General features: G+C 61.7%; 12 protein-coding genes and 2 pseudogenes. 6 read left to right on the top strand and 8 right to left on the bottom strand.

Annotated elements, in window-relative coordinates; genetic code table 11:
- Positions 1–162: 162 nt before the first annotated feature.
- Positions 163–627, top strand: a complete 465-nt coding sequence (locus tag DFR72_RS30665; protein WP_090069508.1) for a hypothetical protein — start codon at positions 163–165, stop codon at positions 625–627.
- Between the two features lie 126 nt (positions 628–753).
- Here DFR72_RS30665 and DFR72_RS30660 read toward each other — a convergent pair whose 3' ends face one another.
- Positions 754–942, bottom strand: a complete 189-nt coding sequence (locus DFR72_RS30660; RefSeq protein WP_114773807.1) for a hypothetical protein — start codon at positions 940–942, stop codon at positions 754–756.
- A 130-nt stretch (positions 943–1,072) separates the two neighbouring features.
- On the opposite strand from DFR72_RS30660, the pseudogene DFR72_RS47980 reads away from it, so the two are divergent.
- The 4 genes and pseudogenes from DFR72_RS47980 to DFR72_RS30635 form a co-directional block, all read left to right on the top strand.
- A pseudogene (locus DFR72_RS47980) lies at positions 1,073–1,480 on the top strand (Arm DNA-binding domain-containing protein); the annotation flags it as partial.
- A gap of 382 nt (positions 1,481–1,862) precedes the next feature.
- The gene (locus DFR72_RS47185) at positions 1,863–2,306 is read left to right on the top strand and encodes a tyrosine-type recombinase/integrase (RefSeq protein ID WP_245983653.1); all 444 of its coding nucleotides are present in this window, start codon (positions 1,863–1,865) and stop codon (positions 2,304–2,306) included.
- Between the two features lie 337 nt (positions 2,307–2,643).
- Entirely contained in the window at positions 2,644–4,584 is a 1,941-nt protein-coding gene (locus DFR72_RS30645) for an N-6 DNA methylase (protein WP_170176462.1), read from the top strand.
- A gap of 257 nt (positions 4,585–4,841) precedes the next feature.
- Positions 4,842–6,086 carry a ScoMcrA-related endonuclease gene (locus DFR72_RS30635; protein WP_211335587.1) on the top strand — a complete coding sequence of 415 codons (1,245 nt, stop codon included), beginning with the start codon at positions 4,842–4,844 and terminating at the stop codon, positions 6,084–6,086.
- Between the two features lie 60 nt (positions 6,087–6,146).
- Here the strand turns inward: DFR72_RS30635 and DFR72_RS47180 are convergent.
- The 7 genes and pseudogenes from DFR72_RS47180 to DFR72_RS30600 form a co-directional block, all read right to left on the bottom strand.
- Positions 6,147–7,433, bottom strand: a pseudogene (locus DFR72_RS47180) (DNA/RNA helicase domain-containing protein).
- Positions 7,434–7,741: 308 nt separating this feature from the next.
- Positions 7,742–8,026 carry a hypothetical protein gene (locus DFR72_RS30620; RefSeq protein ID WP_143086869.1) on the bottom strand — a complete coding sequence of 95 codons (285 nt, stop codon included), beginning with the start codon at positions 8,024–8,026 and terminating at the stop codon, positions 7,742–7,744.
- Positions 8,027–8,111: 85 nt separating this feature from the next.
- Positions 8,112–9,317: a hypothetical protein gene (locus DFR72_RS45095; RefSeq protein WP_147290344.1), complete on the bottom strand. Its 1,206-nt coding sequence runs from the start codon at positions 9,315–9,317 to the stop codon at positions 8,112–8,114.
- Between the two features lie 429 nt (positions 9,318–9,746).
- Entirely contained in the window at positions 9,747–10,301 is a 555-nt protein-coding gene (locus tag DFR72_RS30615; RefSeq protein WP_090069498.1) for a 2'-5' RNA ligase family protein, read from the bottom strand.
- A gap of 141 nt (positions 10,302–10,442) precedes the next feature.
- Positions 10,443–10,976, bottom strand: a complete 534-nt coding sequence (locus tag DFR72_RS30610; RefSeq protein ID WP_090069497.1) for an NUDIX hydrolase — start codon at positions 10,974–10,976, stop codon at positions 10,443–10,445.
- Positions 10,977–11,987: 1,011 nt separating this feature from the next.
- Positions 11,988–13,220, bottom strand: a complete 1,233-nt coding sequence (locus DFR72_RS30605; RefSeq protein WP_177224614.1) for a helix-turn-helix domain-containing protein — start codon at positions 13,218–13,220, stop codon at positions 11,988–11,990.
- A 209-nt stretch (positions 13,221–13,429) separates the two neighbouring features.
- On the bottom strand, positions 13,430–13,771 hold the full coding sequence (locus DFR72_RS30600) for a GntR family transcriptional regulator (protein WP_090069495.1): 342 nt from the start codon (positions 13,769–13,771) through the stop codon (positions 13,430–13,432).
- A gap of 176 nt (positions 13,772–13,947) precedes the next feature.
- Between DFR72_RS30600 and DFR72_RS30595 the strand changes: the two genes are divergently transcribed.
- Positions 13,948–14,163, top strand: coding sequence for a helix-turn-helix domain-containing protein (locus DFR72_RS30595; RefSeq protein WP_090069493.1), 216 nt, complete (start codon positions 13,948–13,950; stop codon positions 14,161–14,163).
- Positions 14,164–14,255 lie beyond the last annotated feature (92 nt).

Genomic DNA, 14,255 nt, shown 5'->3' with positions numbered 1-14,255 from the left:
TCCAGTCTCAAGGGGTCCTGATGCCACACCCGTGTGGCACCAGGCGGGCCTACAGCACGTGGCAGCCCCCACCCGCACTGACACAGCGCGCGACCATGTCACGCCGCGCCGCACAATGAGGCCCCAGAAGTGAGGGAACAATTGAAAATCAGATTCCCAGGCGTGCTGGCTGTACTCGCGCTCGTGACCGCGTGCGGCACCGGCGTGCCCGCCGGCCTGCCCGACAAGGTCGAATCGGGCTGCCCCGGCCTGCTGAAGCCCGAACCACTAGCGGTCATCACCAAGGGCTTCGAGGTCTCGCAGGTGAACTCCGAGGAGGCTGACAGCTGCCAGGTCTTCGTCTCGACCGGGAAAAAGGTACTCAGCCCCGGGCTCGTCGCCTATGCAAGCCAAGAGGAGTCCGAGCGACTCACCCCAATGCTCTGCACCAGCGGATTGCTGGACTCCGCGACCAAGTCGTGCGAAGTCAGCCGGTCAAAAGACCAGGAACTGTCGGTGCACGCCGTCGCAGGGCGGTGGAATGTGCGGGTGTCGGTGTACGACGTTCCCGTGAACGACGGAATCAAAGAAGCTGTGCAGCAGATCGTTGAAGATCTAAGAAACTCCGACAAGACCAGAAACACCTAAACGAACGATCTTGCGTTGGAGACTACGATCAAGACTGGGACGGACTCTGCGCGCCTGCGCCACCTTCTGAAAACCGGCCACGAGACCCGCAGCTCTGGCCGAAACCCCGTCCCGCCAATCCGCGACTCAAAGCCCGACCAGGCCGCAACATCGGCGGCCGGGGTCGAGGCTCTGGAAGTACGTGATGCCGACGCCCATGATCAGCGAGATCACGGTGGCGTGCAGCAACTGCGCGGCCATCACCTGCCAGACGCGGAGTTCCCGTGCCCACCCGACGCTGTCGCGTCTGCTGGGTTGTACGAAGGCATTGTTCACGCTTGTCGATGGGAAATAGGCACGCTGCTGCTGGGCACTACAGGCGCGCCACACCTGTCATGGTCACAAGTGACATCAGCCTGACCAGCAACGACGCAACCTGTGGTCGCACAGTGGTCGCATCCGGCCCATGCTCCGGTCTTGCGCTGCTCACCAGGAGCAGATGAGCAGGGAACCGGAGGAACTCGTCATGAAGAATCCGAACCGTGGCCGCGTCTATCGCCGTTGCGCTTGCCGCGACGCTGACGGCCGCCAGTTTGGCGCTCGCTGCCCGAAGCTGGCCAACCGCAAGCACGGAAGCTGGACCTACGCTGTTGATCTACCGACGCTCGACGGTAAGCGTCGAACACGACGTCGCAGCAGTTTCACGACCAAAACAGACGCTCAAGTCGCACTGAGCAAGGTGCTTGAGTACGAGCGCACTGGCATCGTCATCGAAGACCGGCAGACAGTCGCCGACTACCTCTTGGGTTGGTTGCGCGGCAAGGCGTCGACACTTAAGCCGACCACCATGGCGAACTACCACGCGTACGTCCACAAAGACCTGATTCCGCACATCGGCTTGATCAGACTCGAAGATCTCTCCCACCAGCACGTCGTTCTCTATGTCCGCAACCAACTGGAAGCCGGCCGCGGACACACCACACTGCGCCGCTGCCTCGCGACACTGTCCAGCGCGCTGGGCGACGCCGTACGGCAGCACCGCCTGCCGTACAACGCGGCCAAGTATGTGTCTGTCACCCGTCCCACGAAGTACGAGCCGGTGTGCTGGTCGCCCGCAGAGGCTGCGAAATTCCTCAAATATTGCGCTGACCACAACGAACCGTTGACCAACCTCTTCGAATTGATCAGCGGCACCGGCATGCGCAAGGGGCGAGGCGCTCGCCCTGCACTGGGCCGACGTCCACCTCGACGAGCACGTGCTCTTCGTCCGCCAGACGTTGTCCAACGTCAACAACTCCACGCCAGTCTTCACGACTCCCAAGACCAAGAGCAGCCTCGCTTGGGTCGGGCTCTCCGACAGGGTGGCCGCCGCGCTTCAGAATCAAGCCGGGCGCCAACCCAACCGCGCGCTGGTGTTCACCCGACGCGGAGGACAACCACTACGTCCGGAGTACGTCCTGCACCGACTCCACAAGCTCACCGAGCAGGCAGGACTGCCCAGAATCCGCGTCCACGACCTGCGTCACTTCGCCGCGACCACCATGCTCAGCTCGCAAGTTCCACTGGCCATGGCGTCCAAGACGCTGCGCCATTCGACCTTGTCGACGACAACGGAGATCTACGGCCACCTGCTCCGGCACGTTGCACTCGACGCAGTGAAGGCGATCGAGACGGCGTTGAAAGAAGCTGAGGTGGCGTAGCGCGACCACTTTGCGACCACAATCGGGCAAAAACGACACCAGCGGGTCTACCTCGAAAGGTAAACCCGCTGGTCATTGGCCGTCGGGACGACAGGATTTGAACCTGCGACCCCTTGACACCCAGGACGTCCGGGTAGCTGCCTACCTGGGAAAACAGCGTGTCTGCAGTCCACTAACTTGTCCACGACTTCAGGTTTCGCTGCCATCGCTGAGTTTCTGGTCCACACGCGGTCCACATGCTCAATCTCACTTGATGACCTGACAAGTAGCGCGGAGCGGGACCGCTTGTCGGTGGTCTCTGGCAACCTGATCACCTTCGATGTCGAAGGAGGGAACCATGCCGAAGGAGATCCGCCCGGAAGAGGCGGTCGACGGCGAACGGGAGCGGAATGCCGAGGCCGACCGACTCGCCCCTCGGGAGGAGCGCGCGCGGCCGAACCTGGTGGGCGATCGATCCACCAACGAGTCCTCGGTCGGGTTCATTGACGATCACCTGCTGCCTGGGCTCCGCGCGTTGGGGGCACGAAGCGCCGCCGCGAACGGGCTCGAGCGTCTCTTCGAAGAACTCAGGGACCGGTTGCGCGCCGGTGCCCGGATCGATGAGGCGCTGAAGGGGCTCGACAGAGCGCCCTTCTCATCAGACGAGGACGTGCACAAGGCAGCGGCCCTCTACGAGTCGTTGCTCGAAGGGTTCTGGAGCAGGGGAAACGGTTTCGGCGAGTACTACACCCCCCGGTCACTGATCCACCTCGTCACGCGACTGGTCGCCCCTACACCCGGCGAAAGCGTGCTGAACCCCGCCGCAGGAACCGGGGGGTTCCTGACGGAGGTCCTGGACCACTTCCACCGCGGCGAACCCAGGTCGATGCGGCCGCCGGGATCTGTCGTCGGTGTCGAAGAGAGGCAGGTGCCCTACCTGCTCTCGACGCTGAATCTCGCCCTGCACGGTGCCAACGCGTCGCGAATCCACCTTGGGGATTCCCTCTCCGTGACGCGCCACGACCCCGTGGCCGGCGGGCGGTTCGACGTGGTGCTGGCCAACCCACCGTTCGGGGGGACGGTTGAAACGGCGCAGGCGTTCCCCGAGCGCATTCAAACGAGGGACCGGTTCTGGCTTTTCGTCGTCCAGGTTCTGGACCTGCTCAAGCCGGGTGGGCGCTGCGGCCTCATCGTGCCCAACGCGTTCTTATTCGCCGACGGCGTTGGCGCACGCATCAAGGAAAGGCTTCTTAAGGAGTGTGAACTGCACACCGTGGTACGACTGCCCGGTGGTCTGTTTGCGCCCAACACGGCGATTCCGGTGAACCTGGTGTTCTTCAAGAAGCGCGCAGACGACAAACCCGCGTCCATGGTGGTCGATGACGACGACTGGGCGACCCAGGAGACGTGGTTCTACGAAGTTCCTCCTCGGGGGAGGAAGGCTCCCGACAAGGCCACTCCAATGGGTGTCGAAGGGTTCGACGAGGTGATCTCGTGGTCGAGTGGTCCGGACCTTCCGAAGCGGGTGGAGAACGATCGCGCGTGGTCCGTCCCGATCGCCCGACTGCGAGCCGACGGGTTCAACCTCGACCTCCGACGCGCCGACCTCAGGAAACGCGCAGGGCGGTCGTCGGCGCGCGACTCGCTGGAGCACCTCGTGGGGATTCAGGACAGCATTTCCGCGGTGTTCACCGCGCTGCAGGCCGACCTCGGTTCCGATGCCCCTGCCAAGCACTACCCGGAACGGCCGATGAGCGACTTCCTCACGCCCGTGCGCGAGGTCGTCGAAGTCGCACCAGGGTCCGAGTACCGAATGGCGGGCCTGCGCTCATCAGGGCGAGGGCTGATCGATCGCGGCATGCGCCCAGGAAGCGAGATCTCGTACAAGAAACTGGCCAGGTTGTCGTCCGGCCAGGTCGTCTTCGCCCGCCTCAGCGCCTGGGAAGGAGGACTGGCCATCGTGCCCGATTCCTTCGCTGGCGCGTTCGTGTCGGACGAGTACCGCACCTTCGCGATCGATCGCGAGGTCTGCGACACGGGGTACCTGGAGAACCTGCTGCTCTGGCAGGAACTCTGGGGGCATTTCACCCCTCGCGGGTCGACAGGCCGCATGCGCGTCGCGGAATCCGATTTCCTGGCCATCCTGGTCCCGATGCCCGAGCTTGCTGAGCAGCGTCGCGTCGCGGCCGTGCTCGGCAAGGGGGTCGCCGAGCTGGACCGCCTGGCGCGGCGTCGGGACGAACTCGAGAAGTCGTTCCGCTCCGCGCTGCTGGGTACCGCGTTCGGGGGTGAACTGTAGGAAAGGAAGCTCACCGCAGTCGCATGAGATCGTGTTAAGCATGAGCAGTGAGGAAGATCAGCATCGCCTTCGGTTGCGGGGCTCAGGTTGCCCGACTGGCGACCGCCAATAAGGTCAGGCAGCCCAACCTCGTAGTTTCGAGCATCATTTCGAGACACCACATGCTCTGGTCAACGTGGCCAGCGACGAGCCCGGTGTGGTCCGCTACGTAGACGATGTCGTCAGTTCTGTCGGTACGCAGCCCTATCCTGCCGATCATGAGCTACACCGACGTGACGAAGGCTGACGTGCTCGCAGCCATGGCCGAGTGCGACAACAGGGGCAGGTCTGCGTTTCTAGCCGACTACGGCTTCCATCCAGCCCGCGGCTACGAGCTTGTGCATAACGGGCACCGATACGACTCGAAGGCGATCTTCGGAGTAGCGCACAAGTTCACAGCAGGGAGACCGCTTACCGCCGGCGAGTTCAGCGGCGGACTACACGCGGTCGTGCCTCACCTGCGCGGTCTGGGTTTCACCGTTGAAGCACCCCCGAGGCCTGCCACGTTCTTGATGGTCCACGTGCCGCAGGGCAAGCCCGCGCAGCGCAACCTCGAACACGGCTTGGAAACACGCACCTGGGGATTCCCGCAAGTCCACGAGGACTTCGCAGGCTCCAGCTTCGACTTCGTGATCCTGGCGACCGGTGCGGCCCCTCGAGTGCAGGCCCAGGACTGGTTCCACAGCACCGCCACTCTCTACATCTGCCAGGCCGTCGGAGGCTTCTACGAGGCTGCCGCACCGCATTGGCCGGACGAAGTCGAGGAAAAACGGGTCAAGTACCCCCTCAGGTTCGGCATCGAACCCTTGGCGGTCCTGGAAGACACTCCCCTGGGCTCAACCGGTCCGTTGCCTGCCCACGCCAGCGACAAGATCCGGCTCTCGGGCACGGACCGAGGGCTGGGCAAGCTGACGAGTTTCGATCCGACCTCACTGTTCGTCGTAGCAGGGCTGCACGACGCTGTCACGTTGCCAACCGATCCCGCCGCACCAGTTCAAGTACGCGTCCGGGACGTTCCCGGCGTGGACGAGGTGCCCTCGCGGGGTACGCGGCGACGTGGGCGCCAGTCTGGGCCAGGGCGTGTCGCAGATCCGGCGAAGCGGATGGCTATCGAGCAGCACGCCATGAAACTGGCCCAGGAGCACTACTTGGCCGAGGGCTGGGAGGTCGAGGTCCTGGGAAAGCCATATGACCTTCGTTGCCGGCGTGGCGAGCAGGAGCGACGCGTGGAGGTCAAGGGAACCACGGGGGCGGGAAGTTCGGTCGAACTCACCATCAACGAGGTCGACCACGCTCGAGGTTACGTCTCGATGGACCTGTTCGTCGTGAGCGACATTGTCGTCGAGCGCGTCGGGGACGGATACCAGACAAGCGCGGGTCGCATCCGACTGCTCTCCGATTGGACACCGGCAGAAGAACACCTCCGTGCGGTCCGTTTCGAGTATCAAGTCCCCGCCCGGTAGCGGGCCTGTCCGTGCATCGACCCGCGACCACCGAGAGCGGTATCGGCAACCGGTCTGCGATCAGGATTCGACGGTGGGCTGGAGCAGGGTCGTCAGGAACGCCTGGGTTTCCTCGTCGACCGAGTACAGCCAACAGCCGCGGGTGGCTCGGGTGGCGAGCACCCAGTAGATGTTCGCCGCCAAGCGCGGATAGAGACGGGAATCGATGTCCTTCATGGAACGATCTTCGTTCGTCTTCGGGTCGACCACCCAGCGGTCACCGCGGCGGACCAAGTCGGGGCCGAAGATGACGGCCCCGTAGTCGTACTCCAGGCCCTGTGCTGTGTAGATGCAGCCGATCTGACGGTGTCCACCCTGATCCGTTGCCCAGAACTGGCTTTTCGGGACCAGGCCGTCGCCGTTCCGCAGTTCCTTCATGGCGTTCCACGGCCTGCGCCACGTGCGTTCGACCCCCTCCGGATCAGTCCAGGGGATCGACACGTCATCGACCAGCGAGCCGCTGCCATCCGGGTCGGTCGTCCACGACCAACAGAAGCCCGCTGTGATGCGGGCGGTACGGCCTTCGCGGGTGTGCTGCTCGACCCACTCGCCCAGCGCCTCGGGCGAGGACGCGACGCCCAGGTCATACTCCGACGGCGTCTACCGCGTGGCGGTCGCGTGACCGAAGAGCAGCTGCTCAAGCCACGTCAGGTAGCGCTGGGAGCCGCCGCAGCGGAACTGGCTGACCAAGTCGATGTGGGTCGACACGGCGCCGAGGCGATCCGCTTCCTGCTGCAGCTCTGTCACCGTGTATCCCTCGTTGGGCCGGATGATCTGCCGCTCGTCCAGGAACACCACGCATACCCTCGTGCGCTTGAGCATGCGCTCGACGTGGCGTGCGTTGCGCCGCAGTCTCTGGGCTTCGTCGACCAAGGGCACCACCGCGTTGCCCGCGTGCCGCGCGAACCCGTCGACATGGATGAACAAACCCTCCGCGTCGGGGAGCGTGGCCGCCCGTTTGAGCTGCTTGTGCAACGTTCCCGACGGAGTGAGGTAGCAACCGTAGACCCCGCCGCCGACGGTGCGCTTGATGTCGGCGACCAAACGCGCCGCGATCACCGTCTTCCCGGTACCAGGGCCGCCGGACACGATGATCAGGTGCTTGCGACGTTCGTTTTGAGCCTTGAGCACCACCTCCAGAACGTGCAGATGAGCCTGCTGTTGGCCACCGACCAGCCGGAAAGCAGGGTTACCTGCCAACGTGTCGTTCAGACGTGCCAGTAAACCGCCTGAGGGCTGGTGACGAGCGGTGAGAAACCGCGACACCTGCGACGCCTCGGGTGGTCGCAGGTTGTCGGCCGCGAACATCCTGGACAACGCGGCCGGCTCAGCGTCCGCGACGTCGTCACGCCCGAACAGGACAACGTCCTTGCTGCCAGCGCTGTTCGCCACCGCGTCCCGTAAGCGATTCACCAGCTCACGCCCAGCACCGTGGAGATAAGCCACGCCACAGGTCACCAACCGAAGGTCCGGCTCGTTGATCCAGCTACCGAAGTAGGACACGTATCCCGCCGCCTGTCGGCACGGATGCGTGTACTGGGATCCGAGCACCCAGACCAACACGGACGATGTCGAGTCGAGCGTCGTCCATTGCTTCAACTCCACGACGACCGCGGTCAGCCCGCCGTCCGCGCGAGCCCCAACAGCAAGGCGTCCACCCGCTGTCCACTACCCGGCAACTCGTACTCCAAGAACAGACGCAGCTCACCCAAGCCAGCCTGCATGAGCGCCCTCAGCAGCTCGGGCCAGCTCTTCTCCCAGCTTGACCGCTCCGCAGCGCCTGGTGGCTTCCCATAGAGCCTGCTGAAAGACTTGCTGCACGCATCGACGAACGCCGTCGGTGCTGCTTCCAGGACGGCGGTGGTCTCTCGGACGGTTCCCCCATAGACGAACATCCCCAAGAGGTATCAGACACCACCGACACAACACGCGAGCACGACCTACCTCACCACGACCCACGGCCAGTGTCCCAACCAGCACTAGTGTCTATGCACTATCCCGTGGCCGCTTCAAAAGGTCCGAAAGTGCCAGCATCGCACCGCGCGAAACACTGCTATCGGAGTCGCGACTTATATCTTCCAGCAAAGACTCAGCACCTCGGCGAAATGCGGCTGTCGAAAGCGCACGCTTGGTAGCGCGACTTCGAGTAGTACGATAGAGCATCGTCAACGAGTTGATGTCGTCAGGATCTCTGCCGAGCCCAAGCGCCCAGGCAAGACATAAACGAATGTTCTCCTCAAGAGAAGGCCTCTGAAGCAGGCGATTGAAGTATGGATACATTTCATCAGATCGAATCTTTGTTAAACACCGAACAATCGAGCGAGACGTTCCATACTCATCGCTGGGGATACTGAGAAGCACTTCCCCTGCAGCTTGCACTGCAGGCGGCGAGAGATTCCATGCAGCTAGAAGTGTAGCCAGAGCCATCCTCTCTTCACGATTTGAGGAGAAAATTGCTTTCTGCAGAATCTTACTCAATCCTGGAACACGAAGAGGGATCTCTCTAGCATCCCGCGAAGCATTAAGCGAACGCGCGAAGCGCCTAAGAATATCGCCTATCACGTCCTCCGGACGAAAGGACGAAGGACGTAGTACCAGCTGCCTGAGGTCCTGACGAGACGCATCAAGGTAAGCCCGTTGTTTTCCCGCAATAACAAATCCCGGTATCCGCACGAAATCTGCAGCAGCTTCTCGCGCATAGAACAGCTCTTCTGGATCGCCCAGGATCTTCACGGCGTGCTCAAAAAGATACCTTACCGAGCTAGCATCTGCGCAAGCGAGTTGCTTGGAGTTCCGCACTCTGCGACTCACCGATTCGAGAATTGACTGTGCCGCCCAGTTGTCTTGAACGTGCTCCCTAAGTGCTACCAAGCCCTCCCAAGACTTTTGGCCGTGCATGTGACCTAACGCTTCCACGGCAGTGAAATACCGAACCGAATCCGCAGTTACGTTCTCTACAATCAGAGGCGCGAGTTCATCACCAATATTGATGAGGGCCTCACGCATAAGGCGTTGATCCTTCTCGTATGTGCTGGCCAAGTCTCGCAGAACACCTTCAAAAAGCGCCAAGCGCAAGCGTGCAGAATTTGCAAACAAGTCAGGGCGACTGCGATATAGAAAGGAAAGGCCCAGCCACTCAACGGCCTCAATGGGCTCCTCACGGCCAAGGCGATAGATGAGCTCAAGGTCCACTACATCTGCCTCACGAACTTTGAGGCGTTTACCGCGAGGAACCTGGCCATCCCCCCCTAATCACGTAGACATAGACGCTCAAGAGCAGGTTCCGCTCAAGCCCGAGAGCGTTCTCGTACGCGATACACCGCTCTACGCTAAAGTCTAGATCTCCATTCTCAAGGCGGTTGAGCGTAGCTGGCTTTAAGCTCTCATCCAAGAAACGACTTAGGGAAAGTGCAAACTTTTCCGTCTCTCGGACTTCAGGATCGTCGTGGAAAGCCCGGATAGCGCGCACTAGCCACGCGAACCGCTGCCGACCGGTGACAGGGTTCTCCATGGGTAGCAACTTGCGACCAAGCTTGGCCATTGCCGGCCTCCACCAACCACTCGCACATACCAAATTCGGATACCGTGAGAGTACACGTCGGCCGGCGCATCTGACAGCAACTATTCGAGTGGTATCTTCGCCGCCGTCGTCCATGTGTAAGTCTGATCATCTCGCCCAAGGATCACGAGCCGTATACTATTGAAGGTGACCTGGTGAAACAATTCCTCAGAACCTCGCAATGAGGACTTCACACCTTCCGTTGATCCAACGCCATGGCTATAGGCCAAAGTAACATGCGGCTCGAGCGGTGCTCCGAAGCCTGACTCCTTTTCACTGAGGACCTCGGCTATTCCATCCCGCAGAATCGCCTGCAAACGCTGCATCTCGACCGTGTGAGAAGTTAGAAGAACCACTCCTTCTTGCGCCACCACTGCAGGCCCCAGTGTCATGCACAGGGGTCCGACAGAGCACAGCTTCTGCCGGATAACTCCTGTCAACTTTTCGATAGCAAGCGGTTCGACTTCATCGACGAATCCAACGCCTTGAACAGTTATGTGCATCCAACGTGGCCTGACGATGTCAAGTTCAGGAGCATTAGCTAGTGCCCGGTATGAATACTGGACATTCTCAGATGATCTCAAATCATCTTCGAAGGTCAGAAAGAACGTATACATTCGTCGGCCAGTCCTCCATCCAGGACGCCACCACCAGTGATTGGCAAACTGGTCCGATTCTCGCAAAGACGGGCTTCCCACTCGCAGCTCCTAGTTACCGTATTTTGCCAGCCGCATGCATCAACAATGCACGTGACCAAATTATACACAGTAGCTTCTCGCAAGAAGCAGGCCAATCACCGTTTTGGCATCAAAGAGGGCTCCCTCCTCAATTAGTCTATCCACATCTCCGAACGAGATGGGGCGAACCTTCGTCGGAATCTCCGAGTCTAGATGCGTACGAGTTTCAAGCCTGACATTAGTCGAGACGAATAGGTAGGCTTTCCAATCAGAGAAATCTGGAACGGCATGACAGACCATCATCAAGGACGCGTTCTCGGCGACGTAACCTGCCTCCTCCCTAAGCTCTCGAACAGCTGCCTCCTCCGGTGACTCTCCCTGGTTAATCCGGCCACCAGGAATCTCAAGCACAGTTCGTTCTAGCGCAGGGCGGTACTGCTCTACACAGATCACCTGGTCACCGTCTATGGGTACGATGCACGCTCCACCGGGGTGCCGAACAACGTCTCGCACATATCGGTTTCCGCTAGGTTGATGAGTTGAATCGATTCGATCAACCTGAAAGGTCGGTGTCACATGCTGACGCGCCGAGTTCGTGATGTAGTGCTCAATCATTACGCTTCCTTCGCCTTTTCGATTTTTCACGCGCACATACCGCCGCGTACTCCAATCTATTTAACAAACTGCACAAAAAGCGGCTGGCAGATACGCTTACAACGGCGGCCAGAACCATCAAGAACAAGTTATAATCGAGTTTCGCTGCCAGGAATAACGCTGCATGCACAAGGCAGTGAGGCATCAAGCTGCCATGTGACCCAGATGCTCCTACGCAAATTCGGACGGCATTCGCCCTACGCTTACGAGGTTTTTTACCCACGCCCTCACTCCCTCCGCCATGACACACAAGAAGGAGAATCCGCTTGAGCTGTCGATTTAGCCAAGATGTTGAATGACGGCCTCCGTCGGATACATTATTTGCCCCGTAGCAGTTGAGCTGTACCGCGCTTGACATCGGCCACTTAACCGATGGCGTTCTATACAGCGTGCCTCCAGACACCTGATGGCGCCAAGTTCCTGCATCGCTCGTTGGTGCTCATGCAGGAACTGCTCCGCTACTCGGTTATACGCGTGGTCGCAGTGACCAGCTAGCCACGCTCTATAGCGCCAATTCGGTCGGTGACGACGTTGAGCTCCTCGCAAAGACTGACGAGTTCCACAAATGCAGACGCGACGGATCCCGCTACCCAAGATCGACAATGGCAGGCGGCTGATGAGTAGGGCGATGGCACACCACTTGCCCAGCCCAGGGATGCTCCAACATCCGGGGGGATCACAGCCCAGCAGCATGAGAGGCCCCGTGTCGGCTGCGCATAGTCAAGGCAGCCGGACGCGACCGGCGCTCCATCCATGCGGCGCCACAGGGCGACTCAGAGCCCGCCCAGATTCACGCTCGCGCGCTACGCCCACGTAGCCGGGCAGTCGGCCCCGGTCGCGTCACCGGCCGCCCAGCCGACGGCGACCCGGTCGCGGCCGATCAGCGAAAACACCTGTAGCTCAAGGCGCCTGGCCAAAGTCGCGGCTACTCCGCTCCGCCCATGTTGCAGCAAGACGAAGTCAGCTCGGTCGTCACGTCGGTCGCCGGATATCCCGCAGCTGCGCGAGGTACTCCTCCGCGGCTTCCTCACCCGTGAACTGGTGCGCCAGCACGTCGGCGAGATCTTGCGAGACCATCGCCAACGAGGGCAACGACTTCCGGTCGCCAGAGAGAGCGCGGCGACCGTGATCGAGGGCCTCCTCAAGGTCCCCTTCGCGTGCCGCTGCAACACCGAGCGTGATGCGCGCTTCAGCGATGCGCATCGGCGCTCGCGCCCGACCGGTGTAGTCGGTCGCGCCTCGGATCACTTCATCAGCCAGAGCCCTTGCCAGCCGGTCGTTTCCGGTGTGGCGATAGCAATCCATTGCATAGAAGTCGAACTTGAGCGGATCTACTACGAAGTGGTTGTCGGTGTTCTCGGGGTAAGGCATGCCGTCCAGGAGCACACGGCCGCGTTCAAGCGTCGCGGTCATCTCGTCCTCGCGCCCCATGCGTGCAAGAGCCTTCGCCTGCTGGGCAACGAGCTGGACGGCCACACTGTGGTTGCCCGCAGCGGCGACGCCGGCGTCGGCAGCGGCAAGCACGCTTCGATAGTCGTTTGACGTCAGGGCAAACCAGGCTCGCATTTCGTGAGCCCATCCGAGGATGCCGGGACTGCCAACGTCTTTGCCGAGACTGAGCGCCACCTGGCGGGTGGCTTCGGCAGCACGCCGGTCCCCCAGGTCGTACTCCAGGCAGCCGACTAGCAGAGCCAGCCAACCCGCGAGTTCCAAGGTGTCGCGGCGCTGCCTGAAGCTCCGTCGCTGCTCTTGCATTTCCACAATGCGGCGTAGCCACTGCCGCCCCTCAACGATCAACTCCGAAGCGGGCTGGCTCGCGTACTCCGAACACAGCTTGTCGACCGTGATGCGCAAGCCGTCCATCGTAGCTTCGTTGAGGTCCGACACCTGCAACCGGCTGACGATCTCCAGCGTGTCCATGCCCGTGACGGTGAGCAGGTCCGTGGCCGCCGGCTGACCCTCTGGAGGGAAGATCGCGGCGGTTACCGTGCCGAGGGCGCCCGCGATGAGCGGGGCGTAGCCGTCCTTGCGTGGCTTGTTGTCGCCGCGCTCCCAAGCTTTCCAGCGCCGCTCAAGATGTTCAGAAGCGGGCAACTGTCGATCGGCGTGGCGACGCATGGCCTCAGCCGCGGCTACCTGGGACATGCCGCGCGCCTCGCGGAGTGCGCGAATGCGCCTTGCCCACTCTGGCAGCTGCTCACCCATGCCCGCTCCCCTGCGATCGAGTGCCGTCTCCTCCGAGTGTGGCACCTGCGGGAGGGGACACGACCAGTGTCACGTGGTGATACGGCCGCATCACCACGTTACGGAAGTGACCCCGATCATGACACTGTGAAGTCGTTTGGTTTCGATGGAACGTAGTCAACGTGAACACAGCAACTACAGCCCACACCAGCACGCAGGAGCAGAGCGCGCTAGCTCTCCTCCAGCCTGCGCTCGACAGCCTCAACGCGCGCGGTCAGTGCCTCAACGGCGCGCTGAAGGTTCGCGATCACGGCTTCGTCGGCAGCCTCAGGAAGTGGCTTGGTACGCACAAACGCACCCTGCCCCTGCCTCGTCACGATCAGGCCTTCGCTTTGCAGCATCGAAAACGCGTGCTTGACGGTGCCGACAGCCACGCCGACTTCACCGGCGATCTTGCCGTGACTCGGCAGCTTGTCACCAGGAGCAAAGTCCCCTGCCGCGATGGCGCGGCGAAAGTGGTCGGCAATCTGCTGGAACGGCGCACGCGAGTCGTTCGGGTCGAGTTTCAGCACGTCAGCAAGGCTACAACCTAGCCAACGATGATGACCATGCCGTGCCTAGTTGACCATGTTGGCTACGTTGGCTAAGTTTTCTCTTGTCGCGGTCGTCTCAGGCCGCAGAACACGGAAGACCCGACCGGTGCGGGAACACCAGCCGGGGCGCACATCGGACACGTTGGAGCGCGACGATGCAGGTTGAGGCTACCCGGCTGTACCGGGTCAAGGCAGTGTCAGACATGTTGGACGTCTCTCAGGCGACGATCTACCGAGCAGTGGAATCGGGCAAGCTCCGCGCGGTTCGGATGGGTGAGGGTGCAGGCGCGGTGCGCGTCTCCGGCCAGGCCATCAGCGAGTACGTGGAGGCGTGCACCATCCGCCCCGTGATCACGGCGGAGGTGGCCTGAGATGCCGACCGCTTCGATCACTCGTGAGGACTGCCACGCGTTGCGTGAGGGCCTTGACGCTCTAGGGGCGTCGATCGACCGACTGATGGTGC

The sequence above is a fragment of the Lentzea flaviverrucosa genome, from assembly GCF_003350445.1.
Lineage (GTDB): Bacteria > Actinomycetota > Actinomycetes > Mycobacteriales > Pseudonocardiaceae > Lentzea > Lentzea californiensis.
The sequence above is the reverse complement of the archived record's forward strand: the minus strand, read 5'-3'. Positions and strand labels throughout refer to the sequence as shown.